27 protein-coding genes are annotated in these 26,237 nt (G+C 63.4%); 14 read left to right on the forward strand and 13 right to left on the reverse strand.

Annotated elements, in window-relative coordinates; translation table 11 throughout:
* Positions 1-20 precede the first annotated feature (20 nt).
* Positions 21-2,468 carry an acyl-CoA dehydrogenase gene (locus BMW49_RS01295; protein ID WP_069516905.1) on the reverse strand — a complete coding sequence of 816 codons (2,448 nt, stop codon included), beginning with the start codon at positions 2,466-2,468 and terminating at the stop codon, positions 21-23.
* A gap of 531 nt (positions 2,469-2,999) precedes the next feature.
* On the opposite strand from BMW49_RS01295, the gene BMW49_RS01300 reads away from it, so the two are divergent.
* From BMW49_RS01300 to BMW49_RS01315, 4 genes are all read left to right on the forward strand, one after another.
* Positions 3,000-3,932 carry an ABC transporter ATP-binding protein gene (locus tag BMW49_RS01300; RefSeq protein WP_069516904.1) on the forward strand — a complete coding sequence of 311 codons (933 nt, stop codon included), beginning with the start codon at positions 3,000-3,002 and terminating at the stop codon, positions 3,930-3,932.
* A gap of 11 nt (positions 3,933-3,943) precedes the next feature.
* The gene (locus BMW49_RS01305; protein ID WP_069516956.1) at positions 3,944-4,723 is read left to right on the forward strand and encodes an ABC transporter permease; all 780 of its coding nucleotides are present in this window, start codon (positions 3,944-3,946) and stop codon (positions 4,721-4,723) included.
* A 94-nt stretch (positions 4,724-4,817) separates the two neighbouring features.
* The gene (locus BMW49_RS01310) at positions 4,818-5,840 is read left to right on the forward strand and encodes an efflux RND transporter periplasmic adaptor subunit (protein ID WP_069516903.1); all 1,023 of its coding nucleotides are present in this window, start codon (positions 4,818-4,820) and stop codon (positions 5,838-5,840) included.
* Positions 5,837-8,908 (forward strand): efflux RND transporter permease subunit, encoded by a 3,072-nt coding sequence (locus tag BMW49_RS01315; protein ID WP_069516902.1) that lies wholly within the window; start codon positions 5,837-5,839, stop codon positions 8,906-8,908. The genes BMW49_RS01310 and BMW49_RS01315 overlap by 4 nt, the downstream gene beginning before the upstream one ends.
* Before the next feature lie 37 nt (positions 8,909-8,945).
* Here BMW49_RS01315 and BMW49_RS01320 read toward each other — a convergent pair whose 3' ends face one another.
* Positions 8,946-9,953 carry an NADP-dependent oxidoreductase gene (locus BMW49_RS01320; protein ID WP_069516901.1) on the reverse strand — a complete coding sequence of 336 codons (1,008 nt, stop codon included), beginning with the start codon at positions 9,951-9,953 and terminating at the stop codon, positions 8,946-8,948.
* A gap of 232 nt (positions 9,954-10,185) precedes the next feature.
* On the opposite strand from BMW49_RS01320, the gene BMW49_RS01325 reads away from it, so the two are divergent.
* Positions 10,186-10,947, forward strand: a complete 762-nt coding sequence (locus BMW49_RS01325) for an SDR family oxidoreductase (RefSeq protein ID WP_069516900.1) — start codon at positions 10,186-10,188, stop codon at positions 10,945-10,947.
* A gap of 46 nt (positions 10,948-10,993) precedes the next feature.
* Here BMW49_RS01325 and BMW49_RS01330 read toward each other — a convergent pair whose 3' ends face one another.
* Both BMW49_RS01330 and BMW49_RS01335 read right to left on the reverse strand, forming a co-directional pair.
* Complete coding sequence (locus tag BMW49_RS01330; protein WP_069516899.1) at positions 10,994-12,190, reverse strand: benzoate/H(+) symporter BenE family transporter; 1,197 nt, start codon at positions 12,188-12,190, stop codon at positions 10,994-10,996.
* A complete protein-coding gene (locus BMW49_RS01335; protein ID WP_069516898.1) occupies positions 12,190-12,801 on the reverse strand; it encodes a LysE family translocator in 612 nt (203 codons plus the stop codon). Before BMW49_RS01335 ends, BMW49_RS01330 begins: the two co-directional genes overlap by 1 nt.
* Positions 12,802-12,958: 157 nt before the next feature.
* Between BMW49_RS01335 and BMW49_RS01340 the strand changes: the two genes are divergently transcribed.
* A complete protein-coding gene (locus BMW49_RS01340; protein WP_069516897.1) occupies positions 12,959-13,594 on the forward strand; it encodes a hypothetical protein in 636 nt (211 codons plus the stop codon).
* Between the two features lie 175 nt (positions 13,595-13,769).
* On the opposite strand, the gene BMW49_RS01345 is transcribed toward BMW49_RS01340, so the two are convergent.
* Complete coding sequence (locus BMW49_RS01345; protein WP_069516896.1) at positions 13,770-14,234, reverse strand: MarR family winged helix-turn-helix transcriptional regulator; 465 nt, start codon at positions 14,232-14,234, stop codon at positions 13,770-13,772.
* 82 nt (positions 14,235-14,316) lie between these two features.
* Between BMW49_RS01345 and BMW49_RS01350 the strand changes: the two genes are divergently transcribed.
* Together BMW49_RS01350 and BMW49_RS01355 are read left to right on the forward strand one after the other, a co-directional pair.
* Positions 14,317-15,483, forward strand: coding sequence for an aminotransferase-like domain-containing protein (locus tag BMW49_RS01350; protein WP_069516895.1), 1,167 nt, complete (start codon positions 14,317-14,319; stop codon positions 15,481-15,483).
* Between the two features lie 44 nt (positions 15,484-15,527).
* On the forward strand, positions 15,528-16,130 hold the full coding sequence (locus BMW49_RS01355) for a glutathione S-transferase family protein (protein ID WP_069516894.1): 603 nt from the start codon (positions 15,528-15,530) through the stop codon (positions 16,128-16,130).
* A 5-nt stretch (positions 16,131-16,135) separates the two neighbouring features.
* Here the strand turns inward: BMW49_RS01355 and BMW49_RS01360 are convergent, their stop codons facing one another.
* Positions 16,136-17,071, reverse strand: coding sequence for a LysR family transcriptional regulator (locus BMW49_RS01360; RefSeq protein WP_069516893.1), 936 nt, complete (start codon positions 17,069-17,071; stop codon positions 16,136-16,138).
* A 95-nt stretch (positions 17,072-17,166) separates the two neighbouring features.
* Here BMW49_RS01360 and BMW49_RS01365 point away from each other — a divergent pair, with 95 nt between their 5' ends.
* The 3 genes from BMW49_RS01365 to BMW49_RS01375 all read left to right on the forward strand — a co-directional run bounded on the left by BMW49_RS01365 (position 17,167) and on the right by BMW49_RS01375 (position 19,435).
* The gene (locus BMW49_RS01365; protein WP_069516892.1) at positions 17,167-18,378 is read left to right on the forward strand and encodes an MFS transporter; all 1,212 of its coding nucleotides are present in this window, start codon (positions 17,167-17,169) and stop codon (positions 18,376-18,378) included.
* A gap of 64 nt (positions 18,379-18,442) precedes the next feature.
* Positions 18,443-18,859 carry a hypothetical protein gene (locus BMW49_RS01370; protein ID WP_069516891.1) on the forward strand — a complete coding sequence of 139 codons (417 nt, stop codon included), beginning with the start codon at positions 18,443-18,445 and terminating at the stop codon, positions 18,857-18,859.
* Between the two features lie 72 nt (positions 18,860-18,931).
* Positions 18,932-19,435: a cupredoxin domain-containing protein gene (locus BMW49_RS01375; RefSeq protein WP_069516890.1), complete on the forward strand. Its 504-nt coding sequence runs from the start codon at positions 18,932-18,934 to the stop codon at positions 19,433-19,435.
* A 64-nt stretch (positions 19,436-19,499) separates the two neighbouring features.
* Here BMW49_RS01375 and BMW49_RS01380 read toward each other — a convergent pair whose 3' ends face one another.
* Positions 19,500-19,871 (reverse strand): glutaredoxin family protein, encoded by a 372-nt coding sequence (locus tag BMW49_RS01380; protein WP_069516889.1) that lies wholly within the window; start codon positions 19,869-19,871, stop codon positions 19,500-19,502.
* 118 nt (positions 19,872-19,989) lie between these two features.
* Here BMW49_RS01380 and BMW49_RS01385 point away from each other — a divergent pair, with 118 nt between their 5' ends.
* The gene (locus BMW49_RS01385) at positions 19,990-20,229 is read left to right on the forward strand and encodes a DUF3820 family protein (RefSeq protein ID WP_069516888.1); all 240 of its coding nucleotides are present in this window, start codon (positions 19,990-19,992) and stop codon (positions 20,227-20,229) included.
* 185 nt (positions 20,230-20,414) lie between these two features.
* Here the strand turns inward: BMW49_RS01385 and folE are convergent, their stop codons facing one another.
* From folE to BMW49_RS01405, 4 genes are all read right to left on the reverse strand, one after another.
* The gene (gene folE / locus BMW49_RS01390; protein WP_069516887.1) at positions 20,415-20,957 is read right to left on the reverse strand and encodes a GTP cyclohydrolase I FolE; all 543 of its coding nucleotides are present in this window, start codon (positions 20,955-20,957) and stop codon (positions 20,415-20,417) included.
* Between the two features lie 75 nt (positions 20,958-21,032).
* Positions 21,033-21,590: a Smr/MutS family protein gene (locus tag BMW49_RS01395; RefSeq protein ID WP_069516886.1), complete on the reverse strand. Its 558-nt coding sequence runs from the start codon at positions 21,588-21,590 to the stop codon at positions 21,033-21,035.
* 67 nt (positions 21,591-21,657) lie between these two features.
* Positions 21,658-21,978, reverse strand: coding sequence for a hypothetical protein (locus BMW49_RS01400; RefSeq protein WP_069516885.1), 321 nt, complete (start codon positions 21,976-21,978; stop codon positions 21,658-21,660).
* Positions 21,979-22,057: 79 nt separating this feature from the next.
* Complete coding sequence (locus BMW49_RS01405; RefSeq protein ID WP_069516884.1) at positions 22,058-22,657, reverse strand: cysteine hydrolase family protein; 600 nt, start codon at positions 22,655-22,657, stop codon at positions 22,058-22,060.
* Between the two features lie 427 nt (positions 22,658-23,084).
* On the opposite strand from BMW49_RS01405, the gene BMW49_RS25300 reads away from it, so the two are divergent.
* Positions 23,085-23,210, forward strand: a complete 126-nt coding sequence (locus BMW49_RS25300; protein WP_256539513.1) for a hypothetical protein — start codon at positions 23,085-23,087, stop codon at positions 23,208-23,210.
* 84 nt (positions 23,211-23,294) lie between these two features.
* Positions 23,295-24,224, forward strand: coding sequence for a 50S ribosomal protein L3 N(5)-glutamine methyltransferase (prmB, locus tag BMW49_RS01410; RefSeq protein WP_244168294.1), 930 nt, complete (start codon positions 23,295-23,297; stop codon positions 24,222-24,224).
* A gap of 5 nt (positions 24,225-24,229) precedes the next feature.
* Here the strand turns inward: prmB and BMW49_RS01415 are convergent, their stop codons facing one another.
* Together BMW49_RS01415 and BMW49_RS01420 are read right to left on the reverse strand one after the other, a co-directional pair.
* Complete coding sequence (locus BMW49_RS01415) at positions 24,230-25,027, reverse strand: hypothetical protein (RefSeq protein ID WP_371850859.1); 798 nt, start codon at positions 25,025-25,027, stop codon at positions 24,230-24,232.
* Between the two features lie 118 nt (positions 25,028-25,145).
* Positions 25,146-26,099, reverse strand: a complete 954-nt coding sequence (locus BMW49_RS01420) for an alpha/beta hydrolase (protein WP_069516881.1) — start codon at positions 26,097-26,099, stop codon at positions 25,146-25,148.
* Positions 26,100-26,237: the final 138 nt, after the last annotated feature.

Here is a 26,237-nt window from a genome sequence, read left to right on the forward strand (position 1 = left end):
CCGCTGTCCTGCATGGTCCGTCAGCGCACTTTGCCGGGTGTGGCGAGCAGTTCTTCCTTGGCGAAGTCGTCCACATCAATCACCACGCGCCGGGCGCGTTCGGCCAATTGCAGGCGCTGGCCCTCTTCTTCGCTGAGTATGCCCTGGGTGACGGCGCTGTCGATCAGGTTGTGCTCGGGCACTTCGCTGAGTTCGCCGGCTTTCAGCGCCTTGTGCAGCCTCTTGTGCAGCGGGGCGGCTGCCAGCAGTTGGTCGCGGGCGTGTTGCAGCGCGCCGACCGCGTCGTCAGCGCTTTGCGGGCGGTAGCAGCCTTCTAGCAGTTGCTCCAGCGCCGGATCGCCGGCATTACGCCCGATGATCGCCGCGACTTCGGCGTCCAGGCGATCATCCGGACCGTTGTGCCGGCGCCCGAAGGGAAAGACCACCACGCGCAGCAGGCCGCCCAGTATCCGGCTGGGGAAGTTCTCCAGCAGGCCATCGAGGGCGTCTTCGGCTTTGCCCAGGCTTTCTTCCAGGGCCCAGCGCAGCAGCACGCGGCTGTGCTCTGGGCTGCCGAGGTCGTGGTAGCGCTTGAGTGCGGCCGAGGCCAGGTAGAGATGGCTGAGTACATCGCCAAGGCGTGCTGACAGGCGCTCGCGGCGTTTCAGCTCGCCGCCGAGCAGCATCATGCTGGTGTCGGCAAGCAGGGCGAAGGCCGCCGCCAGACGGTTGAGCGCGCGAAAGTACGGGCGGCTCACGGCATCACCGGGTGCTGCGCCGAGCAGGCCGAAGCTCAGGCCCAGAACCAGGGTGCTGGCTGCATTGCCGACCGCGAAGCCGATGTGCTGCAGCAGCAGTTCGTCGAATTCCAGCAGCGCCTGGTCGCGGTCTTCGCGACCGGCCAGGGCCATTTCCTTGAGCACATAGGGATGGCAGCGAATGGCGCCCTGGCCAAAGATCATCAGGTTACGCGAGAGAATGTTCGCCCCCTCGACGGTGATGAAGATCGGCGCGCCCTGCCAGTTGCGACCCAGGTAGTTGTTGGGCCCCATGATGATGCCCTTGCCGCCGTGCACATCCATGGCGTGGCTGATGCACTCGCGGCCACGCTCGGTGAGGTGGTATTTGAGGATGGCCGAGAGCACCGAGGGCTTTTCCCCCAAGTCGACGGCATTGGCTGTGAGGATGCGCGCCGCGTCCATCAGCCAGGCGTTGCCGCCAATCCGCGCCAGCGCTTCCTGGATGCCCTCGAAGGCCGACAGCGGCACATTGAATTGCTCACGGATCTCGCTGTACTGGCCGGTGACCAGGCTGGTGAACTTGGCTGCACCGGTACCTACCGCCGGCAGTGAAATGGAGCGGCCCACTGACAGGCAGTTCATCAGCATCATCCAGCCCTTGCCGAGCATGGGCTGTCCGCCGATCAGGTAGTCCAGGGGGATGAATACATCCTTACCGGCGTTGGGGCCGTTCATAAAGGCGGCGCCCAGGGGCAGGTGGCGACGGCCGATTTCCACGCCGGGAGTGTCGGTAGGGATCAGCGCGAGGCTGATGCCCAGGTCTTCTTCCGTGCCCAGCAGGTGCTCGGGGTCGTAGGCCTTGAAGGCCACGCCCAGCAGGGTCGCCACCGGGCCGAGGGTGATGTAGCGTTTTTCCCAGTTCAGGCGCAGGCCGATGACTTCCTCACCGTTCCAGTTGCCCTTGCAGACGATGCCACTGTCTGGCATGGCGCCAGCATCCGAACCAGCCAGCGGGCCGGTCAGGGCGAAGCAGGGAATGTCCTCGCCGCTGGCCAGGCGCGGCAGGTAATGGTTGCGCTGTTCGTCGGTGCCGTAGTGCAACAGCAACTCGGCCGGGCCGAGGGAGTTGGGCACCATCACGGTGGAGGCCAGGTCGCCGCTGCGGGTCGCCAGTTTCATCGCCACCTGAGAGTGGGCGTAAGCGGAGAAGCCTTTACCGCCGTACTCCTTGGGGATGATCAGGGCGAAGAAGCCGTGCTGTTTGATATGCGCCCAGGCTTCGGGCGGCAGGTCCATGCGCTGGCCAATGTCCCAGTCGCTGACCATGGCGCAGAGTGCCTCGGTCGGTCCGTCGATAAAGGCCTGCTCTTCTTCCGTCAGCGTGGCCTTGGGGTAAGCGAGCAGGGTGTCCCAGTTGGGGCGACCGCTGAACAGCTCACCGTCCCACCAGACCGTGCCGGCTTCGATGGCGTCCTTCTCGGTGGCCGACATCGGCGGCAGTACGCGCTGGAACCAGGCGAACAAGGGCGCCGTGAAATACTTGCGACGCAGGTCCGGCAGTGCCAAGGGGATGGCCACCGCCAGCCAGAGTAGCCAGAAGACAATCAGCAGCCACCCAGGCGCATGGCTGAACGCGCCCATGGCCAGCAGGTAAACGGCGACGGCGCCCAGAGCGGGAAGGGGGGCGACCCGCAGGTGCGCCAAATACGCAGTGCCAAGCACCAGAACGATCAACCAGACAGCAAGCATGCACAATCCTCCGTGATGACGGGCGCGGCAGGCGCTCCGTCACGAGCTTAGTCGTCGATAACGACTCAGGCACAGCGCAGGGTCAAGAACCTGTTGGAGTTGATGCCGCTCAAGGAGTCCGGGCCATTGTGTCTGCTTTGCGTTGTAAGGGTGCGTACTTTGCTAGCCGCCCCGTCTCAAGTGCTCAACAGACTGGCTTAGCCAAGGCTTCCTTTTTGCGGTGAATGCTCAATCCAGCAGGCGCTCGTCTACCACGTCTATGCCTCTGGTTAATGACCGCCGGTGGCTCAGCGAGTTCGGCTTATTGCTCCGTCATGAGCGACGTTGATGAGCAACATCAATGACCGACGCGTACGCGGGGCGCTGCGTGATGATAGGGTTTGTGGCTGCTCGCCTCAGGAGTAAACGGGCTTCGAGCTTGTATTGATGGTGGGCCTGCGCTCGGGCTGGCGGTAGACTGGCGCGCTACGCTTGTGTTGCTCGATGTAACCCTCACCGTTATCTATTCATCCATCAGGTGTGTGTATTTCCATGACTACTGCGCTGTCCATCCGGCAGTTGACCAAGACTTACGGCAACGGTTTTCAGGCGTTGCATGGCATTGATCTCGATGTGGCCGAGGGCGACTTTTTCGCTCTGCTCGGGCCGAACGGGGCCGGTAAATCCACCACTATCGGCATCCTCTCCACGCTGGTGACCAAGAGCAGTGGCACGGTGTCGGTGTTCGGTCATGACCTGGATACCCAGCCGTCGGCACTCAAGCGCTGCCTCGGCGTGGTGCCACAGGAATTCAACTTCAACCAGTTCGAGAAGGTCTTCGACATCGTCGTGACCCAGGCCGGCTATTACGGCATACCGGCGCGTATCGCCCGCGAGCGGGCCGAGCAGTATCTCACCCAGCTGGGCTTGTGGGATAAGCGCGACACACCCTCGCGTGAGCTGTCGGGGGGGATGAAAAGGCGTTTGATGATCGCCCGCGCCCTGGTGCACCAGCCGCGTCTGTTGATTCTCGATGAACCGACGGCGGGGGTCGACATCGAGTTGCGCCGCTCGATGTGGAGCTTTCTCACCGAGCTTAACGAGCAAGGCATCACCATCATCCTCACCACCCACTACCTGGAGGAGGCCGAGCAGCTGTGTCGCAATATCGGCATCATCGATCACGGCCGCATCGCGGAAAACACCAGCATGAAGGCCTTGCTCAAAAAGCTGCACGTAGAAACCTTCCTGCTGGATATCAAGGGGTCGCTGCAGGCGGTGCCGCAACTGCTGGGCTACCCGGTGGTGCGGGTCGATGACCACACCCTGGAAGTACAGGTGGACAAGAACATGGGGGTGACCGAGCTGTTCCGTCAGCTGGCGCAGCAGCAGATCGAGGTGCTGAGCCTGCGCAACAAGACCAATCGCCTGGAGGAACTGTTCGTCTCCCTGGTCGAAAAGAATCTGGCGAAGGGGGCGGTATGAGCACGGAATACCTGAACAGCGAGCTGGCCGCCAACCTGGTCGCCCTGCGCACCATTGTCTACCGCGAGGTGCGGCGCTTTACCCGAATCTGGCCACAAACGTTGCTGCCGCCAGCCATCACCATGGTTCTGTACTTCGTGATCTTCGGCAATCTGATCGGCCGGCAGATCGGTGACATGGGTGGTTTCACCTATATGGAGTACATCGTACCGGGGCTGATCATGATGTCGGTGATCACCAACAGCTATGGCAACGTGGTGTCGAGCTTCTTCGGCAGCAAGTTCCAGCGCTCCATCGAGGAGTTGATGGTCTCGCCGGTGTCGCCGCACATCATCCTGGTGGGCTACGTCACCGGCGGTGTGCTGCGAGGCTTGGCGGTGGGGCTGATCGTCACGCTGCTGTCGCTGTTCTTCACCCATCTGCAGGTGCATCACCTGGGGGTAACCGTGCTGGTGGTGCTGCTGACGGCGACCATCTTCTCCCTGGGCGGCTTTATCAATGCGGTGTTCGCGCGCAACTTCGACGACATCTCGATCATCCCGACGTTCGTTCTGACGCCGCTGACCTACCTGGGCGGGGTGTTCTACTCGATTACCCTGTTGCCGCCGTTCTGGCAGTCGGTGTCCATGGCCAACCCGGTGCTGCACATGGTCAATGCCTTCCGTTACGGCATCCTCGGGGTGTCCGACATCCGCATCGGCGTGGCGATTGGCTTTATGTTGGTGGCCACGGCGGTGCTCTACGCTGCCTGTATTCACCTGTTGGTCAGCGGGCGCGGCATGCGTCAGTAGGTCCGGGCTTGCATAATATCGGGATACATCTTGGTGGCTGAGTCACGCGGTGACACCGTTAGACTCGGCCTCTACAGAACAAAAGGGGCTGTCTATGTTTTCCCGGGTATGGGTGTTCGCCGCCGTCTGTGCACTGCTGGCGGCAACGCCCTTGCAGGCCGCCGAAGGGCCGTTGGTCGAGGTGGTGCAGGCAAAAAAGACCTTGGTGCGTGACGAACTGGTGACCTTCGGTTCGCTGCGCTCCGACGAGTCGGTGATGATCCGGCCGGAAATCGATGGGCGTCTGGCCACGCTGCATTTTCGCGAGGGCCAGGCGGTCGAGGCGGGTGCCTTGCTGGTCAGCCTCGATGATGCCATCGCCCGCGCCGAATTCGCCCAGGCCCGGGCCAACCTCAACCTCGCCGAGAAGAACTTCGAGCGCGCGCAGATGCTCTTCAAGCGCGGCGCCAGCAATGCCCAGGCCCTTGATGAGGCCAGCGCCCAGCAGCAAGCCGCACGGGCCAGTCTGGCCCTGGCCCAGGCGCGACTGGACAAGACCGAAATCCTCGCCCCTTATTCCGGGGTGCTCGGCCTGCGTCAGGTCAGCGCGGGGGACTACCTCACTGCCGGTCAGGACATCATTAACCTGGAGGTGCTCGACCCACTCAAGGTCGAGTTCCGCATTCCGCAGAAAGCCGTCAGCCAGGTGCGCCTCAACCAGTCGGTGGAAATCACCCTGGATGCCTTCCCCGATGAGCGTTTTATCGGGGAAATTTATGCGATCAACCCGCGCCTGGACGTGGCCGGGCGCAGTCAGGATATCCGCGCGCACATCGACAACGATGACCGCCGGCTGCGTCCCGGGCAGTTCGTGCGGGTGTCGGTGATCCTCGCCGAACGCCCCGATGCGCTGATCATTCCCGAGGCTGCAGTGATGCCGATTGGCGACCAGTTGTTCGTCAACCTGGTGGTCGACGGCAAGGTGGAGCGCCGCGAGGTGACCTTGGGCAAGCGCAGCAACGGTGCCGTCGAGGTGCGTGAGGGCCTCACGGGTGACGAGACCCTGATCAGCGCCGGCTGGCAAAAGGTCAACCCTGGTATGAGCGTGCGTACCAAGGCGGTGGAGCAGGGCGCATGACGCTGTCGGACATCTGCATCCGCCGCCCGGTTTTTGCCACCGTCCTCTCGCTGATCGTCGTATTGCTGGGCCTGATGGCCTATGACCGCCTGGCGGTGCGCGAGTATCCGAATATCGATGTGCCGATTGTCACGGTCAACATCACCTACCCGGGCGCCAGCCCGGAGATCATGGAATCGCAGGTTGCCCAGCCGATCGAGGACGTGTTGTCCGGGATCGATGGGCTGGACTTCGTCAGCTCGATCAGCCGTTCGGAAAACACCCAGATCACCGCGCAGTTCCGCCTGGGCAGCAATGCCGATGAGGCAGCCAACGACGTGCGTGACCGCCTCGGCCGGGTGCGCGGCCTGCTGCCGGACGAGATCGACGAGCCCATCGTGCAGAAGGTCGAGGCCGATGCCCAGCCGGTGATCTGGCTGGCCTTCTTCAGCGAGCGCTTTAGCGCCATGGAGATCACCGATGTGCTGGAGCGGGTGATCAAGGATCGCCTGCAAACCATTCCGGGCGTCTCCGAGGTACAGGTGCGCGGGGCGCGAACCTTTTCCATGCGCATCTGGCTGGACCCGGAAAAACTCGCCGCGCACAACCTCACCGTGCAGGACGTGGAAGCAGCGATTCGCCGGCAGAACGTGGAGATTCCCGCAGGCCGTATCGAGTCCAGCGACCGCGAATTCACTGTGTTGTCGGAAACCGACCTGAACACCCCCGAGCAATTCAACAACCTGATCGTCGACGACTCGCGCGGCTACCTGTTGCGCCTGTCGGACATCGGCCACGCCGAGATCGCCGCGCGTGATGAGCGCAGCCTGGTGCGTTATCGCGGCAAACCGGCGGTGTCGATGGGCATGGTCAAGCAGGCCACGGCCAACCCGCTGGACATCTCCGACGGCCTTAACGCCGCCTTGCCGGACGTCCGCGCGCTGCTGCCCGAAGGCATGGACATGGCGGTTGCCAACGACAACTCGCAGTTTATCCGCGAGTCAATCGACAACGTGTTTATCACCATCTGGGAAGCGGTGGTGCTGGTCATCCTGATCATCTTCCTGTTTCTGCGCTCGTTACGGGCGACCATCATCCCGCTGGTGACCATTCCGGTGTCGCTGATCGGCGCCTTCGCCCTGATGTCGCTGATGGGCTTCACCATCAACACCCTGACGCTGCTGGCCATGGTTCTGGCCATTGGCTTGGTGGTGGACGACGCCATCGTCATGCTGGAGAACATCCACCGGCATATCGAGGAGGGTATGGCCCCCCGGGCGGCGGCGCTCAAGGGCAGCCGCGAGATCGCCTTCGCGGTGATCGCCATGACCCTGACCCTGGCTGCGGTGTTCGCGCCCATCGGCTTTATGCAGGGCATCACCGGCAAGCTGTTCACCGAGTTCGCCTGGACGTTGGCCGGCGCCGTACTGGTGTCCGGCTTCGTCGCCCTGACCCTGACGCCGATGATGTGCGCGGTGTTGCTCAAGGCCCACGTTAAAGACGAGCAGCACGGGCGCATTTACAACCTGATTGAAGGGTTTCTCAACGGCGTTACCTACCGTTATCGGCACCTGCTCGAACAGGCCCTGCGTGCCTGGGTGTTGATGCTTGCGGTGTTGCTGGCGACCATTATTGCCTGCGTCTGGCTGTTTTCCGGCCTGCGTTCAGAGCTGGCGCCGACCGAAGACACCGGCACCATCGTCGGCGTATTCAACGGCCCGGATGGCGCCACCATCGACTACACCGCGCGCTATGCCCGGGAAGTCGAGGCGGCCTACGAAAGCATTGCCGAGACCAATCGCTATATGGTCATCGCCGGCTTCCCGACCGTGGCCCAGGGCATTTCCTTTATGAAACTGGAAGACTGGGCCGACCGCAGCCGCAATCAGTTCGAAATTCGCAACGAGCTGCTGCCCAAGCTGCAGGATATCGCCGGCATGCGCGTGTTTCCGGTCAACCGCCCGCCCCTGGGGCAGAGCGCGCGCAACCAGCCGATCAACTTCGTTATCCGTTCGTCGATGGAGTACGCCGAGCTGCAGACCTACGTCGCCCAGTTGATCGAGCAGGTGCGCGGCTACCCCGGCCTGGAAAGCCTGGACAGCGACCTCAAGCTGAACACCCCGCAGTTGAAGGTCGAGGTCAACCGCGAGCAGGCGGTGAGCGTCGGCACCGATGTGGCAACCATCGGTCGCAGCCTGGAAAGCCTGTTCGGTAGCCGTCAGGTCACCCGCTTCAAGCAGAACGGCGAGCAATACGACGTGCTGGTGCAGTTGCAGGACATCGACCGGCGCAACCCCCAGGACCTTGACCGCGTTTATGTGCGGGCGGGCGATGGCAGCATGGTGCAGCTGTCCAACCTGATCTCGGTGCGCGAGACGGTGGCGCCACGTGAGCTCAACCACTTCAACCAGCTGCGCGCGGTGACCATCAGCGCCAACGTCGGCTCTGGCTACACCCTGGGCGAGGCGCTGGATTACCTGGAGGACGCGGCGCGCGAGGTGTTCCCGGCGGATACCCAGTACGACTACACCGGCACCTCGCGGGACTACAAGGAATCGAGTTCGGGGATTTTGCTGATCTTCGTCCTGGCCCTGGCGTTTATCTTCCTGGTGCTGGCGGCGCAGTTCGAGAGCTTCACCGACCCGCTGATCATCCTGTTCAGCGTGCCCTTGTCGATGGCCGGGGCACTGCTGGCGCTGACCCTGTTCGGCGGTACGTTGAATATCTACTCGCAGATCGGTCTGGTTACGCTGATCGGCCTGATTACCAAGCACGGCATTCTGATCGTCGAGTTCGCCAACCACCTGCAGCGCGAAGGTGTGGCCCTGGGCCAGGCGATCGTCGAGGCCTCGGTGCAGCGCCTGCGGCCGATCCTGATGACCACTGGCGCCATGGTGCTTGGCTCCTTGCCCCTGGCGATTGCCAGTGGTGCGGGCGCGGAAAGCCGTCAGCAGATTGGTCTGGTGATTGTCGGTGGCCTGTTGGTCGGCACCTTCTTCACCCTGTTCGTGATCCCGACGCTGTACATGCTGTTGCGCCGCTGGCAACCGATCAAGCCTTACGCCGAGGACGATTTGGTGCAGGCATAGACCGCGCTATGGGGCGCGGCCATAAAGCACGATTGCCTCAGTCGACTTTAAGGATCAGCTTGCCGAAGTTACCGCCGTTGAACAGTTTGAGCAGGGTGTCCGGGAAGGTGGTCAGGCCGCTGACGATATCTTCCTTGGACTTCAGCTGGCCGCTGGCCAACCAGCCGGCCATTTCCTGAGCCGCCTCGGCGAAGCGCGGCGCGTAGGTCATTACCACCATGCCCTCCATGCGCGCGCTGTTGACCAGCAACTGCAGGTAGTTCGCCGGGCCCTTGATCGCTTGGGTGGCGTTGTACTGGCTGATGGCGCCGCAGATCACCACGCGGGCCTTGAAGTTGATGCGGTTGAGCACCGCCTCAAGGATGTCGCCGCCAACGTTATCGAAGTACACATCCACGCCCTTGGGGCATTCGCGCTTGAGGGCGGCCGGCAGGTCTTCGCTCTTGTAGTCGATGGCGGCATCAAAGCCCAACTCATCACGCAGGAACGCGCATTTGTCAGCGCCACCGGCGATGCCGACCACGCGGCAGCCTTTGAGCTTGGCAATTTGTCCGGCCACGCTGCCCACTGCCCCGGCCGCGCCGGAAATCACCACGGTTTCCCCGGCTTTGGGCGCGCCGACATCGAGCAGGGCGAAGTAGGCGGTCATGCCGGTCATGCCTAGCGCCGAGAGGTACAGCGGCAGCGGTGCACGGCTGGGGTCGACCTTGTAGAAGCCGCGCGGTTCGCCGAGGAAATAATCCTGCACGCCAAGGGCACCGTTAACCGTGTCGCCGACGGCGAAGTCCGGGTGCTCTGAGGCGATGACTTCGCCAACGCCGAGGGCGCGCATCACCTCGTTGAGTCCTACTGGCGGAATGTAGGAGCGGGCATCGTTCATCCAGCCGCGCATGGCCGGGTCGAGTGACAGGTAGGCGTTCTTCACCAGGATCTGCCCGCTGGCGGGCTGGCCCAATGAGCTTTCGACATAGCTGAAGGTGTCGCGGCTGGGCAGGCCGACTGGGCGTTTGGCGAGCAGAAACTGGCGGTTCACAGGGGCTGACATGGCAGGTGCTCCATTGGCGGAAACCTTGGTGATAGCCCTTGTCGCCCAGCAGGGCAAGGATTGTCCGGCGTCTGGAATGCTGCCTGATCGACGTGGGTGATGATTGCTTGGCAGCTTAATCAGCTTTTTGCATGGAGCTTCAACCGCGCAACCTATAGTGCTGCGCGCCGCTTCGCCGCCTGGCTAGACTCGCGCCACTGCCCCGAAAACATTCCATTGCGAGGATGCACCGATGAGTTTCACCTTCTCCGGCCAGGTAGCCCTGGTCACTGGCGGCGCCGCCGGTATTGGCCGCGCCACCGCGTTGGCGTTCGCTCAGGCTGGCCTGAGCGTCGTGGTGTCGGATGTCGATACTGCAGGCGGTGAAGGCACTGTCGAGTTGATCCTCGCAGCCGGTGGGCAGGCGACCTTCGTACGCTGCGACGTGACCCGCGAGGCCGAGGTGCAGGCGCTGATGGCCGCGACGCTGGAGGCTTATGGGCGTCTGGACTATGCGTTCAACAATGCCGGTATCGAGATCGAGAAGGGCAAGCTGGCCGATGGCAGCGAGGCGGAATACGACGCCATCATGGGCGTCAACGTCAAAGGCGTGTGGTTGTGCATGAAGCACCAGATCCCGTTGTTGCTGGCCCAGGGCGGTGGCGCCATCGTCAACACCGCTTCGGTCGCAGGTCTCGGTGCGGCGCCGAAGATGAGCATCTACAGCGCCTCCAAACATGCGGTGATCGGCCTGACCAAGTCGGCGGCGGTGGAATACGCGAAGAAGAAAATCCGCGTTAACGCGGTGTGTCCGGCGGTGATCGACACCGATATGTTCCGCCGCGCCTACGAGGCGGACCCGCGCAAGGGCGAGTTTGCCGCTGCCATGCACCCGGTTGGGCGCATCGGCAAGGTGGAGGAAATCGCCACGGCGGTGCTCTACCTGTGCTGCGACAACGCAGCGTTTACCACCGGTCACGCGCTGGCAGTGGACGGCGGGGCCACCGCCATCTGAGTCTGTTTACGGATGGATGGAAGGCGCCTGCGGGCGCCTTCTTACGTTAGGCGCGGGCTTTACCGGCGTTAAGAATCGCCAGTGTGAGCAGACCGGCGATAATCCCCCAGAACGCCGAGCCGACCGAGAACAGGGTCATGCCCGACGCGGTGACCAGGAAGGTAATCAGCGCGGCTTCACGCTCGTCCGGCTCGCTCATGGCCTGGGTCAGACCGCCAATGATCGAGGCGAACAGCGCCAGCGCAGCAATGGACAGGATCAGGGCTTTCGGCAGCGCTGCGAACAGCGCGGCCAGGGTGGCGCCGAAGATCCCGGCAATGCCGTAGAACACCCCACACCAGATCGCGGCGGTGTAGCGCTTTTTCGGGTCCTCATGGGCTTCCGGGCCGGCGCAGATCGCCGCGCTGATGGCTGCCATATGAATACCGTGGCTGCCGAACGGCGCCAGCAGTATCGACGTCAGCCCGGTGGTGGTCAGCAGCGGGCTGGCGGGGACGTCATAACCGTTGGCGCGCAGCACGGCCATGCCGGGCAGGTTCTGCGACGCCATGGCGACGATAAACAACGGAATGCCGATGCTGATGACCGCCGCCAGAGAGAAGCTCGGCGTGGTCCATTCCGGCGTGGCCAGTTGCAACTCGAACTGCTGGAAATTCAGCAGGCCAAAAACGGCCGCCAGCACAGTGCCGACAATCAGGGCGGCCAGTACCGCATAGCGCGGCAGTAGGCGCTTACCAACCAGATAAGCCAGCAGCATGGCCACCACCAGCAGCGGTTGCTGCTCGGCGGCGACGCAGATTTCCAGGCCGATCTTGAACAGCACGCCGGCCAGCAGCGCCGCGGCAATCGAACCGGGGATACGGCGCATCAGGCGGTCGAAAGTACCGGTCAGGCCGATCAGCACAATCAGTCCGGAGGCGAAGATATACGCGCCAATCGCCTCGCTGTAAGGCACGCCGGGCAGGCTGGTGATCAGCAGGGCCGCACCGGGCGTGGACCAGGCGATCATCACCGGCGCACGGTAGCGCAGCGACAGGCCGATGCAGCAAATCGCCATGCCAATCGACAATGCCCAGATCCACGAGGAAATCTGCCCGGCGCTGAGGCCGGCAGCCTGGCCGGCCTGGAACATCAGCACCAGGGAGCTGGTATAGCCGGTGAGCATGGCGATAAAGCCGGCCACCACCGCCGAGGTCGAGGTGTCGGCGAGGGGGCGTAAGCGGGAGTGGGGCAGGTCGTGCATCAGAGCAGTCCAGTGTCGGCGAAGATGGGATACAGCGAGGCAACCAGTAGCAGAGCCATGCCGATATTGAATATGCGCAACGCGCGGGGGTTGTTCAACCAGTTGCGCAAAAGGCTGCCGGCCACCGTCCACAGGCCTACGCTGGGGCAGTTGACCAGGGCAAAGAGTGCCGCAATCAGCAGGACGTTGACCACGAAGTTATCGTGCGGCGTGTAGGTGGTGATGGCGCCAATGGCCATGATCCAGGCTTTCGGGTTGACCCACTGAAAGGCCGCCGCCTGCAGAAAACTGAATGGCTTGCTTGCCGCCTTGGCCTGACTATCCGGTGCGCCAGAGTTGGCGATTTTCCAAGCCAGGTACAGCAGGTAAGCGGCGCCGAGGTAGCGCAATATGCTGTAGAGCAGGGGTACCTGCTCAAACAGTTGGCCGAGACCGAGACCGACCGATGCCACCAGCAGCATAAAGCCCAGGCTGATGCCGAACATGTGCGGCAAACTGCGGCGCAGGCCGAAATTCACCCCGCTGGCGAGCAGCATCATATTGTTTGGCCCAGGCGTGACCGAGGTGACAAAGGCAAAGGCGATAAAGGCGATCAGCAGTTCGGTGCTCATGGGCAGCTACTCGAGGTCGATGGCTGCAAGACTATGCGCTGCAAGGGTGAGCGTCGCCGTACAGCAACCTGCGTAAAAAGCCATACAGTCGGTTGGCGAAAGCGGCCGCTGCGGGTAGTGTGCAGCGCTTACCGTCGAACACGCACAAGGAACCGCGATGACCCCTGACAACAACCCCTATGCCGCCCCCCAGGTCGACCTGGTAGACGCTGCACCTGCTCCTGTCCTTGAGGGCTGGAGCGCTTCTCAATTAAGGATGCTGGGCTGGCTAAGCCTGGTTTCGGTGCTGGGTGCGGTGGTACTGCTCGGCATCGCGTTGGCCTCCGGCTTGCTGGACGATCCGATCTTGCTGCTGATCAGCACCTGGCTCAGCCCGGCAGTGACGATCCTTGGTTGTTACCTGCTGCTGCGCATGAAGGCGTTCGCCGAACAGCGTTTTTCCGCCACGGGGTTGAGCAACCCGGTGTGGGCCGTGGTGATCGTTGCCTTGCTGCTGAGTAGCTTCGAGCTGATCTGGGGCGATGCCACCAGCCAGTTGGGCGTGCCGATGTTCGTCTACTTCGGCCTGATGTGCGTGTACGGGGCCCTGCTGACCTGGCTTGGGATTCGCCTGCGCCAGGCAAAGAATGTCTACCCGGTGTTCAACCTCATGGCTTGGCTGAACATCATCGGCGGCATCATGCTCGCTACGGTGATTCTGATCGTTCTGGCGCTGTTCCCCCTGATCGGCGCGAGCGTGGCGATGGCTCTGGTGTTCTTCAAGGCGGCGGGCGAGGTTTCGCAGGCGAGCTAGGGTCGAGACATGAATCAAATGTCGGTCAATGCTAGGTCGCGTGGGAGGGGCCGGGCGGCGCTCCGCTTTAGCCGCGATGCTTTCAGCGCTTTTGAGGATTATCGCGAATAAAGGCTAGGCGCCCCCTTCGCTCCTACAGATAGCGACCAATTATTCGTGTCGCGACACTAGGCTTTCATACGGCCGAACACTGCTCGTCCTCAGTGCATCGGCCCTTGCCCAACGCTTGATTGACCGTCAACCAGCCATTCACTGCCGCTTCCCCGGCCTCGGCGAAGGCGCGCTGCAGCAGCTTGGCCTGCTCGCGGCGCAGGGCGCGTTCGAGCTTGGCGCCCTCGGCGGTGAAGCCCAACAGGCGTTTGCGTTTGTCCTCGTCGGCCGTGACGCTGACCACCAGGTTCATCTCCTGCAACTGGCGCAGGGGAATGCTCAGGGCCTGCTTGCTCACGCCCAGGTAGCCGAGCAGCTGTTTCATGCTCAGGCCAGGGTATTTGGCGATAAAGAACAGGATGCGATGGTGCACCCGCGACAGCCCACGGCGCGCGAGCATCTCGTCGGCCTTGGCGGTGAACGCCTGATAGCCAAAGAAGAAGGCTTCCATGGCAGCTTGTTGGGTGACGGAATTTTTAAGGTCAAGCATATTGACGTATCTGCCTGTGCCGTCGTAGTTTCGGTCAACCAGTTTGACTTATTTTTCTCTGCCTTTGCTACCGGTGATCACCATGGCCTTCTCCGAACGCGTCGCCCGCCTGAAAAGCTCCCTGATCCGTGAAATTCTGGCTGCCGCGCAGCGCCCCGAGGTGATGTCCTTCGCCGGCGGCCTGCCCGCCGAGCCGATGCTGCCACGGGTGGAGTGGGCTGACATGCCGACCAGCATGGGCCAGTACGGCACCAGCGAGGGTGAGCCGGAGTTGCGCGAAGCCATCGCCGAAGAAGCCCGCGCCCTGGGCGTGCCCTGCGATGCCAGCCAGGTGCTGATCGTCAGCGGCTCGCAGCAGACCCTCGACTTGGCCAGCAAGCTGTTTATCGATCCGGGCACCGAAGTGCTGCTCGAAGCACCGACTTACCTGGCCGCGCTGCAGGCGTTTCAGCTGTTTGGCGCCAACTGCATCGCCGTGCCCCAGGAGGCCGATGGTCCGCAGCTCGATGCCTTGCGCGAGCGCCTGGAGAAGCACAAGCCGGCCTTCGCCTACCTGATCCCGACCTTCCAGAACCCCTCGGCGGTGCGCTACAGCGAGGCCAAGCGTGATGCTGTGGCGGCGCTGCTCGACGAGTTCGGCGTGACCCTGATCGAAGACGAACCCTACCGCGAGCTGGTGTTCGATGAGGGCAGCGCCACACCGATCGTCAGTCGTCTGCAGAAGGCCAGCTGGATCTACACCGGCACCGTGTCCAAGACCCTGCTGCCGGGCCTGCGCGTCGGCTACCTGATCGCCACGCCGGATCTGTACCCCTACCTGCTGCGCCTCAAGCAGTCTGCTGACCTGCACACCAACCGGGTCGGCCAGTGGCAGGCGCTGCAATGGCTGGGCACGCGTCACTACCGCGAGCACCTGGCCGAGCTGCGGGATTTCTACCGGGTTCGCCGCGACGCCATGCAGGACGTGCTTGCCGAGCATTTCAGCGACCTGGCCGACTGGCAGGTGCCCCAGGGCGGGCTGTTCTTCTGGTTGACCCTCAAACAGCCGCTGGATACGCGCACCCTGCTGGCACCGGCATTGGCGCAGAACGTGGCCTTTATGCCCGGCGAGCCGTTCTTTATCGACCCGGACGCCAATCCGGGGCATTTACGGCTTAACTTCAGCCACGTCGCGCCCGAGCGCCTGAGCGAAGGCCTGCAGCGTTTGGCTGCGGTGATCCGCGAGGCGCAAGCCGGCCGTGCTGCTTGAACAAACGGGCGACTACCAGATAAGCCGCACAGGGAGGACGCAACATGTACAAGGTTTATGGCGATTACCGCTCCGGCAACTGCTACAAGGTCAAGCTGATGCTGCACCTGCTTGATCAGCCCTATGAGTGGGTGCCGATCGACATCCTCAAGGGTGAAACCGGCGAGGAGGCCTTTCTGGCGAAAAACCCCAACGGCAAGATTCCGGTGCTCGAACTGGACGACGGCACCTGCCTGTGGGAGTCCAACGCGATTCTCAACTTCCTCGCCGACAGCAGCGCGTTTCTGCCGACCGAGCCGCGCCTGCGCACTCAGGTGTTGCAGTGGCAGTTTTTCGAGCAGTACAGCCACGAGCCCTATGTCGCGGTGGCGCGGTTTATCCAGCTCTACCAAGGCATGCCGGCCGAGCGGCTTGATGAATATCAGGTCTGCCAGGCGCGTGGGCACAAGGCCTTGCGGGTGATGGAAAAGCAGCTTGAACAGACGCCTTATCTGGTCGGTGATGCCTATTCGATTGCCGATATCGCGCTCTACGCCTACACCCATGTAGCGGACGAAGGTGGCTTCGACCTCAGCCCCTATCCGGCAATCCAGGCCTGGCTGGCGCGGGTTGCCAGCCATCCGCGGCATGTCACGATGCTTGGCTGAGCCTGCTAGCCCGGTGCGCGCATGCCGCTCAGGTTGGGCATGCTGGCGCGCATCCGGGCGATAAACAGGCGCAGCCGCGCCGGGTAGTGGCGGGCGTAAGGGTAGACCAGGTAGACCGGCAAGGGCGCGGCTTGCCACTCGGGCGCCAGCTGCACCAGGCGGCCGCTGCGCAGGTCATCGGCGACAATCCACGACGAAGCGATGCAGGCACCCATGCCAGCCAGGGCGGCGTTGCGCAGCGCGTACAGGCTGTCGGTGCTCAGCCGTGGGCGAATAGCAAAACGCTGCACGCTGCCGCTGTGCTGTTGGGTCAGTGTCACCTCGTCCCGGTAATAGGTTTTCAGTGCCAGCCAGGGCAGGGCGCTCAGCGTGTTACTGTCGAGCGGGGCAGGGCCGCTGCCCCATATGCCAGGCGCTGCTACCACGATGCGTGGCACCTCGGCCAGATGCAGCGCGACCACATTGGGGTCGTCCACGCTGCCGACCTGGATCGCGCAATCGATGCCTTCGGCGATAAAGTCCGGGCGGCGATCATGCAGCAGCCATTCCACCTGCACCTCGGGATGCTCGTCGAGATAGGCGAGCAATGGGGTGATCAACTGATCCTGGCCGAAGGCGTGGGGTGCCAGTACGCGCAGGGTACCGCGGGCTTGTTCGCTGCTGCCCTTGAGGCTGCTTTCCAGGTTGTCCCAGCTGTCCAGTAGCTCGCGTGCCTGGGCGAAGCAGCGTTCGCCGTCATCGCTGAGTTTCATGCCGTGGGTCGAGCGCTGCAGCAATCTCAGGCCCAGATTGCGTTCGAGCACCTGCAGGCGTCGGCTCACCGTGGGCTGGCTGACGCCCAGTTGTACGGCGGCGGCAGAGAGGCTGCCGGTTTCGACGATGCGCACGAAGGTGTGCAGCAATTCGAGGCGGTCGGTGGTCGGGGTTGAGTGTTCTTTCATACGCTTAGCGTATAGCAGATCTGCGAGCCATGCGCCTACCAGCGGCGCGCATGGCCTGGGAAACTGCGCGCACTGTTATTCCCCGAGCTACTGTCATGTCTGATATCCATCCTCTGCATAAAGCTGGCCTGTCCTCTTGGCTGGTTCTGTTGCTGGCGGCCGCGGCTGGCTTTGCCGTCGCCTCGCTGTATTACAGCCAGCCGATTCTCGCCGTACTGGTGGCTGACATTCACGCCAGCGAACGGGCCGTGGGCCTGGTGCCGACGTTGACGCAGTTGGGCTATGCGCTGGGCATTTTGCTCCTGGCGCCTCTGGGGGATCGCTATGACCGGCGCCGGATCATTCTGCTCAAGGCTGGCCTGCTCCTCGTTGCGCTGCTGCTCAGTAGCCTGGCGCCGAGCATTGGCTGGTTACTCTTGGCGAGCCTGTTGGTCGGCCTGACGGCCACCGTGGCCCAGGACATCGTGCCGGCGGCGGCGACCCTGGCGCCCGAGGCGCAACGCGGCAAGGTGGTGGGCACGGTGATGACCGGCCTGCTGCTGGGTATCCTGCTGTCGCGGGTGGTCAGTGGGGTGGTCGCCGAGCAGTTGGGCTGGCGCGCGGTCTATGCCCTGGCCGCGGTATCGGTGGCGCTGATCGGTGTGGCCTTGTGGCGCGGATTGCCGCGCTTCGCGCCGACCACGCAACTGGGCTATCGCGCGCTGCTGGGCTCGATGGTGCAGCTCTGGCGGCAGCACGGGGCGTTGCGCCGCGCCGCCTGGGCCCAAGGCCTGCTGTCGGTGGCGTTCAGTGCCTTCTGGTCGACTTTGGCGGTAATGCTGCAGGGCAACTTCAATCTGGGCAGTTCGGTTGCTGGGGCCTTTGGCTTGGCGGGGGCGGCCGGTGCCCTGGCTGCGCCCTTGGCCGGGCGCCTGGCCGATCGCCGTGGCCCGGAGCCTGTGACGCGCCTGGGTGCGGGGCTGGTGCTGCTGTCGTTCGCCGCCATGGGGCTGGCAGCGTGGTTACCGAGCCAGGGCCAACTGATAGTGCTGATCGTCTGCGCCGTGGGTTTTGATTTCGGTATCCAGGCCTCGCTGGTGGCACACCAGACTATCGTTTACGGCCTGCAGCCCGAAGCGCGCAGCCGGCTCAATGCGTTGCTGTTTACCGGGGTCTTTATCGGCATGGCCAGCGGCGCCGCGCTTGGCAGCTTGGTGCTGGCGCAGTGGGGCTGGTTTGCCGTGGTCGCTTTGGCAGTCGTTGCGGCACTCGGGGCACTGGGTGTGCGGTTGCTACCAACATTGTCGGGGCAGACTGCGACCATCTAAGCGCTGGACAGGCAATCCATTCGGCGGATAATCGCGCCATCGTCCTGCACTGAAAGCCTGTCCTATGCGCAAAACCCTGCGTACCGCCCTGATCTGGATACTGATGCTGGCATTGCCAGCACAGGCCATGGCGGCGCTTGGTATGCAGGTGTGCGGCGCTGCCCGCCAGGCCGGCGGGATGCCTGAAATGGCGATGTCACACGGCGGCCATCATGTCGCGAGGTCGATTACCGAGGCGCCTGCCCCAGTAGCTGCGCATGCCCAGCATCAGCCGAGCAAGGTCGATACAGCGCAGCAACCTGCTGGCGACAGTCGCCTGTGCAGCCTCTGCGCGTTTTGTGTGGGGGCCGTGACGCTGAACTCGCTGAGTGGTTGCCAGGCACCGCAGCACAGCGACGAACCATCGCTGACACGCCTGGAGCAATTTGTCGGCTTTATCAGCGAACCCCTCGAACGTCCGCCACGGTTAACTCTCGTCTGAATAGCGTTTTTGCCGGGCGCAGGTCGTGCATACCTGCACCCTTTATTCAGTGTGTAAGTCGAGAACCTAACCATGAGTGCATCTTCAAATTCTGTCGCGTTGCTGTTGAGCCTGGGGCTGCTGTTGGGCAGCGCTGCTGCGTTGGCCGCTGGCGAACAGCATGACGGGCATCACGCCGCCGCGCCGACCCATCAGCAGAAAGCCTGGGGGATTGCCGGTGAGCCGGAGCAGGTCAGTCGCACCATCGAGATCAGCATGAACGATCAGATGCGTTTCAGCCCTGATCAGCTTGAGGTCAAGCAGGGCGAAACCATTCGCTTTGTGCACCGCAACGACGGGCAGGTCATGCACGAGTTTGTGCTCGGTACTCAAGCCGAGTTGCAAGCGCATGCGGCAATGATGGCGACATCACCCGGCATGCAGCACGACTCAGCGGACATGGCCCATATCGCGCCAGGGCAGCGCGAAGAGCTTATCTGGACCTTCAATCGCGCCGGTGAATTCGACTTTGCCTGCCTGATCCCCGGCCATTACCAGGCCGGTATGGTGGGCAAGGTGCGGGTGCTGGCGAACTAAGGCTGATGAGTCTGCGTTTTTGCTAAAACAAACGGGGCCGCATTTTGCGGCCCCGGTCATTTATTCAGGCAGCAGCGAAGCGCTTGTCGAGATAAGCGATGATCGCCTTGGACTCATACAGCCAGGTGCTCTGGCCGTTTTCTTCGATGCGCAGGCACGGCACCTTGATCTTGCCGCCTTGCTGCTCCAGCTCGCTGCGCGCCTGGGCATCATTCTTCGCGTCGCGCAGGGTCACTGGCACATTCAGTTTGTGCAGGGTGCGGCGGGTTTTGACGCAGAACGGGCAGGCGTGAAACTGATAGAGCGCGAGGTTGCTGGCGCTTTGCTCGACCGCAGCCTGAGCTTCAGGGGTACGTTTGCGCTTGGCCGGACGGCTGACCCAGTCGAGGAAGATGATCAACTGGCCGAGGCCGATGCGCAGTGCCTTGATAATCATGGGGGGACAAACCTTGGTCGTTTAACAGAGGCGCGCAGCTTACCCGAGTTTTTCCGCCTTGGCGTAACACTGACCCCAGCGGCATAATTCGCGCTCAATCTGCGCCGCCGAGCCCTTGATGAAGCCTGAAGACCTGTTGCTGCTGGTAACCCGCGAGATGCCCTACGGCAAGTACAAGGGGCGGCTGCTGGCCGATCTGCCGGGGCATTACCTCAACTGGTTTGCCCGTGAAGGCTTTCCGTCCGGGGAAATTGGCCGGCTCTTGGCGCTGATGCAGGAGATCGACCATAACGGCCTGTCGGGTTTGCTCGATCCGCTGCGTAGCCAGCCGCGTCCTACGGCGAATGGCCGTCGGTAGCCTGGGTCGAGCATAGCGACACCCGGGACAATTGGCGGTGCCCACCCGACTCGACCCGCAGCGCATGCTCTGCGTGGCATCTACTGCGCTGAATGGCTGTAATCGCTTGGCCCTCAGGTTTGGCCATGTGCGCTTGTCTCCCGGGTATCGCTGCGCTCAACCCAGGCTACTTGTTTGCCGGCGTATTAAATCAGGCTGAGAAATTCGCTGCGGGTGGCGGCGTTGTCACGAAACTCGCCGAGCATCACCGAGGTGACCATTGAGGAGTTCTGCTTCTCCACGCCGCGCATCATCATGCACATATGCTGCGCTTCGACCACCACAGCTACGCCCAGCGCGCCAGTGACCTGCTGCACCGCCTCGGCGATCTGCCGGCTGAGGTTTTCCTGGATCTGCAGGCGGCGGGCATACATGTCGACGATGCGCGCGACCTTGGACAGGCCCAGTACCTTGCCGTTGGGCAGGTAGGCGACATGCGCCTTGCCAATGAACGGCAGCAGGTGGTGCTCGCACAGTGAATACAGTTCGATATCGCGCACCAGCACCATTTCGCTGGCATCGGAGCTGAACAGTGCGCCGTTGGTGACTTCTTCCAGATTCTGCTGGTAACCCTGGCAAAGGTACTGCATGGCCTTGGCGGCGCGCTTGGGCGTGTCGCGCAAGCCCTCACGGGTGACGTCTTCACCGAGCTTGCCGAGGATGGCGGTGTACTGCTGTTCCAGTGACATGGGGATTCCTGTGGCGGGTGCAGCGCTAAAAATGCGCAGGGTAGAAGGCGGGGCAATGGCTGGCAAGCCGCAGTGTTACTCGTCGCGGCCGTCCATCATGGTGCGTCGGAGTACTACGTAGACCGCACCGGTGCCACCGTGCTTGGCCAGGCATGAGGTAAAGCCGAGTACTTGCGGGTGCTGGCGCAGCCAGGTGTTGACGTGGCTTTTGATCATCGGTTTGCGGCCGTCCATACGCGCGGCTTTGCCGTGGGTGACCCGCACGCAGCGCACCTCCAGCTTGTTGGCCTCGGCGATAAACGCCCACAGGGTGTCGCGCGCTTTCTCCACCGACATGCCGTGCAGGTCGAGGCTGCCCTCGAAAGCGATCTGGCCCAGCTTGAGCTTGCGCATCTGGCCTTCCTGCATGCCATTGGCCGCCCAGTACAGCGGGTCTTCGGCGCCCACGTCGATGACGAACTGGTCGGACAGGCCGTCCACCTTGATCGACTCCACACGCGCCGTGGCCGCCTGGCGCAGGGTGGCCAGCTGGGCACGATTGGGCTTGGGTTTGCCGGTGTCGGCGCGGTCATGCTTGATCGGCTTGACGCCACGCAACTCGGCTTGGAACAGGGAAAGGTCGTCGTCTTGCATTTAGGCCTCCGCGAAGGCCGCTAGTGTAACCAAGGCGCGCACTGTCGTGCTGCGCCTGGGCGCGCGTTCAGTCGCGTTTTTTCATCAGGCCGGGCGATAAACTCAGGTCGCTGGGGCGGCGCAGGCGGCGTCGGCACAGACGCCAGACGAGAATGCCGGCCCACAGTAGTACCAGGCCGAGGCCGAGCACCACAGCGCCGGCACCCTGCGACTCATTGAGGGTGCCCACTGCTGGCGGGCGCCCGAGTAGGGTGGCAGCACCGGCCATGGCCAGCAGCACGCCAACGGTCGCACACACCGCGGCAAGCCCTGCACCCAGGCGCAGACGCCAGTGGCGTGAGCCGTGTGGACGCAGGCGACGGGCGTCGAAACCGTCTGATAATTTCATTCCGATGTCCTTTTGGGCTGTCGGCGGTATGACCGGCTGCACCGGCGGTGGTTCAACCGCGCCGGCAGCTACTGGCGGACTACAGCAGGTCGCTGGCGTTGTGCACCACGGCGGCGAAGTTGTCGGCCAGGGCGATGATTTCCGCGCGGTGCATCTGTGCGGCGCTGATCACTGTGCCGTCCGGGGTCGGCAGGTCACGGGTGGCGCAGGCGGCATCGACCAGGGTGCAGCGGTAGCCGTAATCCTTGGTCGCACGCACCGTGGTGCTGATGCTGGAGTGGGTCATAAAGCCGCAGATAATCAGGTCCAGGCGGCCAAAGGCTTGCAAACGATCATGCAACTCGGTGCCGGAAAAAGCGTTGGGCATGCGTTTTTCTACTATCAGCTCCCCAGGCAAGGGCAGCACTTCGGGCAGGTGCGCGCCGCGCGGTCCGCGTGGGTCGAGCACGCCACCGGGGATGCCGAGATGCTTGATGTGTACCACGGGCGTGCCCTGGGCACGGGCAGCCGCCAGCAGGGCAGCGATTTCGGCCAGCGCTTCGTCCAGGCCGGGGAGTTGCAGTACGCCGCTGCGGTACTCTTCCTGCGCATCGATGACCACCAGCGTGGCGCTCTTCAGGCTGGCCGGGGCGTGGCTACGGCCCGTGAGTTGAAACATCGTTTGCGGATGGGTGGACATGGCAGGGCTCCTCACTTCGATGGCCTATTGTCCGCCTGTCGACGGCTGCTGTGAACCTCTTGATCGCGCTATTGCAGGCGACAGGTGGTCAGTGCACCATCGAACTGCCACACAGGCCGTGTGGTCCGAGCGTCTGTTCTCGTTTCGCTCGCGGCCGCGCCGGAGCCAGTTTTAGCGCGAGGCAAGGCACGAGATGCGAAGTTTAGCTGGCTAAATGAGCCATCGAGAAACGCAGCATCGCGCTAAAACGGGCCCGGCCCTGCGGGTTGCGCGCAAAATCTCGCTATGCGTTGTTGGAGGACTTGGCAAGGGAACACCATTCCCTGCGTCCTCCGCCTAGCGGAACGCCGCCCGGCCTGGCGAGATTTTTCGCAGCAACGCGGCTCGCGACGAAACGAGAACAGACCCTGCCGCAAAGGAGTTGCCCATGAACCTGTTTTCCCAATTTGCTGCGCATTTCTGGCTGCTGTTCGCCCTGGCTGTTGCGATTGCCGTTGCCCGTGAGCTGCGCCGTGAGCGGCGCGACGATGGTCAAGGCAAATCGCCGGATTGAGTCGCGTTTTTTCCCACGGGTGCCGCTTACCGGCTGGCTGCATGGGCTAGAATGCCGCGGTTTTCCACCCGCCGGAGTTTGCCTGTGACCGATGCCGCCCCTGTCCATACCCGCCTGCGTACCTTGCGTGACTACATCCGCTGGGCTGTCAGCCGTTTTCAGCGCGAGGAGTTGTTCTTCGGTCACGGTACGGACAACGCCTGGGACGAGGCGCGGCAACTGGTCCTCGGTGCGTTGCACCTGCCTTACGAGATCGCTGACAGTTACCTCGACTGCCGCCTCGAAGATGACGAACACGCGCACCTGCAGGCTCTGCTGCAGCGGCGTATCGTCGAGCGTGTGCCGGCTGCCTACCTGATCGGTGAGGCCTGGTTCTGTGGGTTGCCGTTTATCGTCGATGAGCGTGTGCTGATTCCTCGATCCCCGATTGGCGAGCTAATCGAGCAGCGCTTTGCCCCCTGGCTGGCCAGCGAGCCGGCGCGGATTCTCGATCTGTGTACCGGTTCGGGCTGTATCGGCATTGCCTGCGCCTATGAATTTCTCGACGCCGAGGTGGTGCTGGGCGATCTGTCCTATGAGGCGCTGGAAATCGCCAACCGCAATATCGAGCGCCATGGCCTGGATGAGCGGGTCTACACCGTGCAAGGTGATGGATTCGCCGGTCTGCCGGGACAGCGCTTCGATCTGATCGTGTCGAACCCGCCTTATGTCGATGCCGAAGATTTCGCCGATATGCCGGCCGAGTACCAGCACGAGCCCGAACTGGGCCTGGCCTGCGGTGACGACGGGCTCGACCTGGTGCGGCGCATGCTCGCCGAGGCGGCGGATCACCTTACCGAGCGTGGCCTGCTGATCGTCGAGGTGGGCAATAGCCAGGTGCATGTCGAGGCGCTGTATCCCGAGGTCGAGTTCACCTGGCTGGAATTCCAGCGCGGTGGCCACGGTGTGTTCATGCTGGCGGCGCAGCAGTGCCGCGAGCACCAGGCGCTGTTTCGCGCACGGGTTGCGGGCTAAGCGCGTTAGCGCGTCGCGATCCAGATCAGCAGCGCCGCCTGGAATAGGCAGAAGGCCACCAGGCAGGCGATGGTGAAGCGCAGGCTGCTGTCTTCCTGCTTGAGTGCATTGATCCGCTCGTCCTGCTTGCGCAGCTTCACCTCTTGTTCGCGCAGGTTCTGCTCGGCCTGTTCGAGCATGGCCGCCGCGTCCAGTAATTCGACGAACTGCACCTTCTCGGTGTGCCAGTCCGGGTGCAGGCTGCTGACCCGTGGCGCGCTGTACTGGGCCTTGAGCTGCAGTGGGTCGAGGTACTCGACCACAAAGCCCTGGGCCTTGAGGCAATGGTCACGGCGCGCGCGGGCTTCGTCGTTGAGGGCGTCTTTGGCCGGTAGTGCACCGCCCTCGACCTGATAATGAGCGCAGTGCTGGCGCGCCCAAGCGACGCCCTGAGCCAGTAAGAAACGCCCCAGGCCACGGTTGGATGGCTCCACGGACAGGCCCTTGTCGGGGCCGAAACGCACTTCCTTGGCGCGGTGGTCGATCCACACTTCCAGCAGATTCTGTTCTTTGCGCAGGCGTTGGCCAGGTATCTGAATACTCAAGCGCAGCAGGCTCTGGCCTTTGGCATGCCGCTCGACACGGCCGAACTGGACGAAGCGCAGTGGGCGGGCGCCGGTGTGCCGGTCGACGGGCAGCGAGGCGAGGCGCAGCAGGCGAAAGTGCTCGGCCGGTAGCTCGGCCCAGGCGTGAGCCGGCGGCGTGTCGGTGGCGGGTTCCTGGTCAACAGGAGGGGCGGCGTCGTCGGTGTCGGTCATCAGCAGCGGTCCTGTGCGCGGGCCAGGCTTGGCTGGCTAGGGTCTGTTGCCATTTCGTTGCGGTCTGCAACGCGCGGGCAACCAGACTCAGATTCTATCGGCTGGTCGGCGCAGGACTGGAGCCTTATCGGCGGTCTATCCCCTGGATAAAGGCCACCAGCCGTTGGCTCAGCGCCTGGGCCAACGGTAACCCAGGCTCATCGTAAGAGGCCAGTTGTGCCTTTAAATCCATGGGTACGATGCGCAGCACATGGTTCATGCCGTCGATCAGCGCCAGTTCGGCATCCGGCTTGGCGGCCTGCAGGGCCTGGGCGTCGGCCACGCCGACCTGAATGTCGTGGGTGCCCTGGACGATCAGGGCCGGCATGCGCAGGCGGGCAAAGGCGGCGCTGGGGTCCTGGCGAAACAGCGAGATCAGGTACGGCTGCACGCTGGGGCGGAACAGCACCTGTAGCTCGTCGGGGACCTCGCTGACGGTTTGCCCAGCAAGCAGGGTGTCGAGTAGCTGTGTGCTCTGCGCCAGCAACTGCGGCGGCAGGCGGTACTGCAGTTGCTCGCGCAGCACCTGGTCAATGGGCCGCGAGCTGCCGGCCAGGGATACCACGGCATCGGCCTGGGCAGCGTCGGCGGCGAGGCTGGCGATCAGCGCACCTTCGCTATGGCCGAGCAAAATCAAGCGGTCGAAAGCCGGGTCGGCCTTGAGTTGACGGCCCCAGGCGGCTGCATCGGCGACGTACTGCTCGACGCTCAGGTCGCGTTCGTTGGGGGTGGCGGCGCGGCTGGCGGCCACCCCGCGTTTGTCGTAGCGCAGGCTGGCGATGCCCTCGCGAGCCAGAGCCATGGCCAGGCGTTTGAGGCTGTCGTTATGCCCGGCCGGGTTGTTGCCGTCGCGGTCGGTGGGGCCGGAGCCGGCGATCAGCAGCACCACTGGCATCGGCTGCGTGGTGCGCGGTTGCAGCAGGGTGCCGCGCAGGGTGCCGCTTTCGCTCTCCAGGGTCTGCGGGCGCTGGTCGAAGGTGGTGCTGGCCTGGGCCAGGCCGGTGAGCAGGGAAAGGGTCAACAGTAAGGCTCGCAGCATGGACGGGTACTGTGGCAAGGGAACCCCTTGGATGCTGATGGTGGATAAAGGTTCGTGGGTGAACTGCACGGGCGCGGCGGGTATACTCGCCGGCTCATCGAGTTGGCCCAAGCCTGCGTGGCTGGGCGGCCAGGATAC

The sequence above is a fragment of the Pseudomonas cuatrocienegasensis genome (assembly GCF_900110925.1).
GTDB classification, from domain to species: Bacteria; Pseudomonadota; Gammaproteobacteria; order Pseudomonadales; family Pseudomonadaceae; genus Aquipseudomonas; species Aquipseudomonas cuatrocienegasensis.

Coding starts and splice junctions, on each gene's coding strand:
- BMW49_RS01315 (WP_069516902.1), top strand. CDS start 5,837: ATGACGCTGTCGGACATCTGCATCCGCCGCCCGGTTTTTGCCACCGTC.
- BMW49_RS01355 (WP_069516894.1), top strand. CDS start 15,528: ATGTACAAGGTTTATGGCGATTACCGCTCCGGCAACTGCTACAAGGTC.
- BMW49_RS01395 (WP_069516886.1), bottom strand. CDS start 21,590: ATGCAAGACGACGACCTTTCCCTGTTCCAAGCCGAGTTGCGTGGCGTC.
- BMW49_RS01365 (WP_069516892.1), top strand. CDS start 17,167: ATGTCTGATATCCATCCTCTGCATAAAGCTGGCCTGTCCTCTTGGCTG.
- BMW49_RS01380 (WP_069516889.1), bottom strand. CDS start 19,871: ATGATTATCAAGGCACTGCGCATCGGCCTCGGCCAGTTGATCATCTTC.
- BMW49_RS01340 (WP_069516897.1), top strand. CDS start 12,959: ATGACCCCTGACAACAACCCCTATGCCGCCCCCCAGGTCGACCTGGTA.
- BMW49_RS01405 (WP_069516884.1), bottom strand. CDS start 22,657: ATGTCCACCCATCCGCAAACGATGTTTCAACTCACGGGCCGTAGCCAC.
- BMW49_RS01295 (WP_069516905.1), bottom strand. CDS start 2,468: ATGCTTGCTGTCTGGTTGATCGTTCTGGTGCTTGGCACTGCGTATTTG.
- BMW49_RS01300 (WP_069516904.1), top strand. CDS start 3,000: ATGACTACTGCGCTGTCCATCCGGCAGTTGACCAAGACTTACGGCAAC.
- BMW49_RS01335 (WP_069516898.1), bottom strand. CDS start 12,801: ATGAGCACCGAACTGCTGATCGCCTTTATCGCCTTTGCCTTTGTCACC.
- BMW49_RS01420 (WP_069516881.1), bottom strand. CDS start 26,099: ATGCTGCGAGCCTTACTGTTGACCCTTTCCCTGCTCACCGGCCTGGCC.
- BMW49_RS01320 (WP_069516901.1), bottom strand. CDS start 9,953: ATGTCAGCCCCTGTGAACCGCCAGTTTCTGCTCGCCAAACGCCCAGTC.
- BMW49_RS01375 (WP_069516890.1), top strand. CDS start 18,932: ATGAGTGCATCTTCAAATTCTGTCGCGTTGCTGTTGAGCCTGGGGCTG.
- BMW49_RS01360 (WP_069516893.1), bottom strand. CDS start 17,071: ATGAAAGAACACTCAACCCCGACCACCGACCGCCTCGAATTGCTGCAC.
- BMW49_RS01325 (WP_069516900.1), top strand. CDS start 10,186: ATGAGTTTCACCTTCTCCGGCCAGGTAGCCCTGGTCACTGGCGGCGCC.
- BMW49_RS25300 (WP_256539513.1), top strand. CDS start 23,085: ATGAACCTGTTTTCCCAATTTGCTGCGCATTTCTGGCTGCTGTTCGCC.
- folE (WP_069516887.1), bottom strand. CDS start 20,957: ATGTCACTGGAACAGCAGTACACCGCCATCCTCGGCAAGCTCGGTGAA.
- BMW49_RS01345 (WP_069516896.1), bottom strand. CDS start 14,234: ATGCTTGACCTTAAAAATTCCGTCACCCAACAAGCTGCCATGGAAGCC.
- BMW49_RS01330 (WP_069516899.1), bottom strand. CDS start 12,190: ATGCACGACCTGCCCCACTCCCGCTTACGCCCCCTCGCCGACACCTCG.
- BMW49_RS01370 (WP_069516891.1), top strand. CDS start 18,443: ATGCGCAAAACCCTGCGTACCGCCCTGATCTGGATACTGATGCTGGCA.
- BMW49_RS01400 (WP_069516885.1), bottom strand. CDS start 21,978: ATGAAATTATCAGACGGTTTCGACGCCCGTCGCCTGCGTCCACACGGC.
- BMW49_RS01350 (WP_069516895.1), top strand. CDS start 14,317: ATGGCCTTCTCCGAACGCGTCGCCCGCCTGAAAAGCTCCCTGATCCGT.
- BMW49_RS01310 (WP_069516903.1), top strand. CDS start 4,818: ATGTTTTCCCGGGTATGGGTGTTCGCCGCCGTCTGTGCACTGCTGGCG.
- BMW49_RS01385 (WP_069516888.1), top strand. CDS start 19,990: ATGAAGCCTGAAGACCTGTTGCTGCTGGTAACCCGCGAGATGCCCTAC.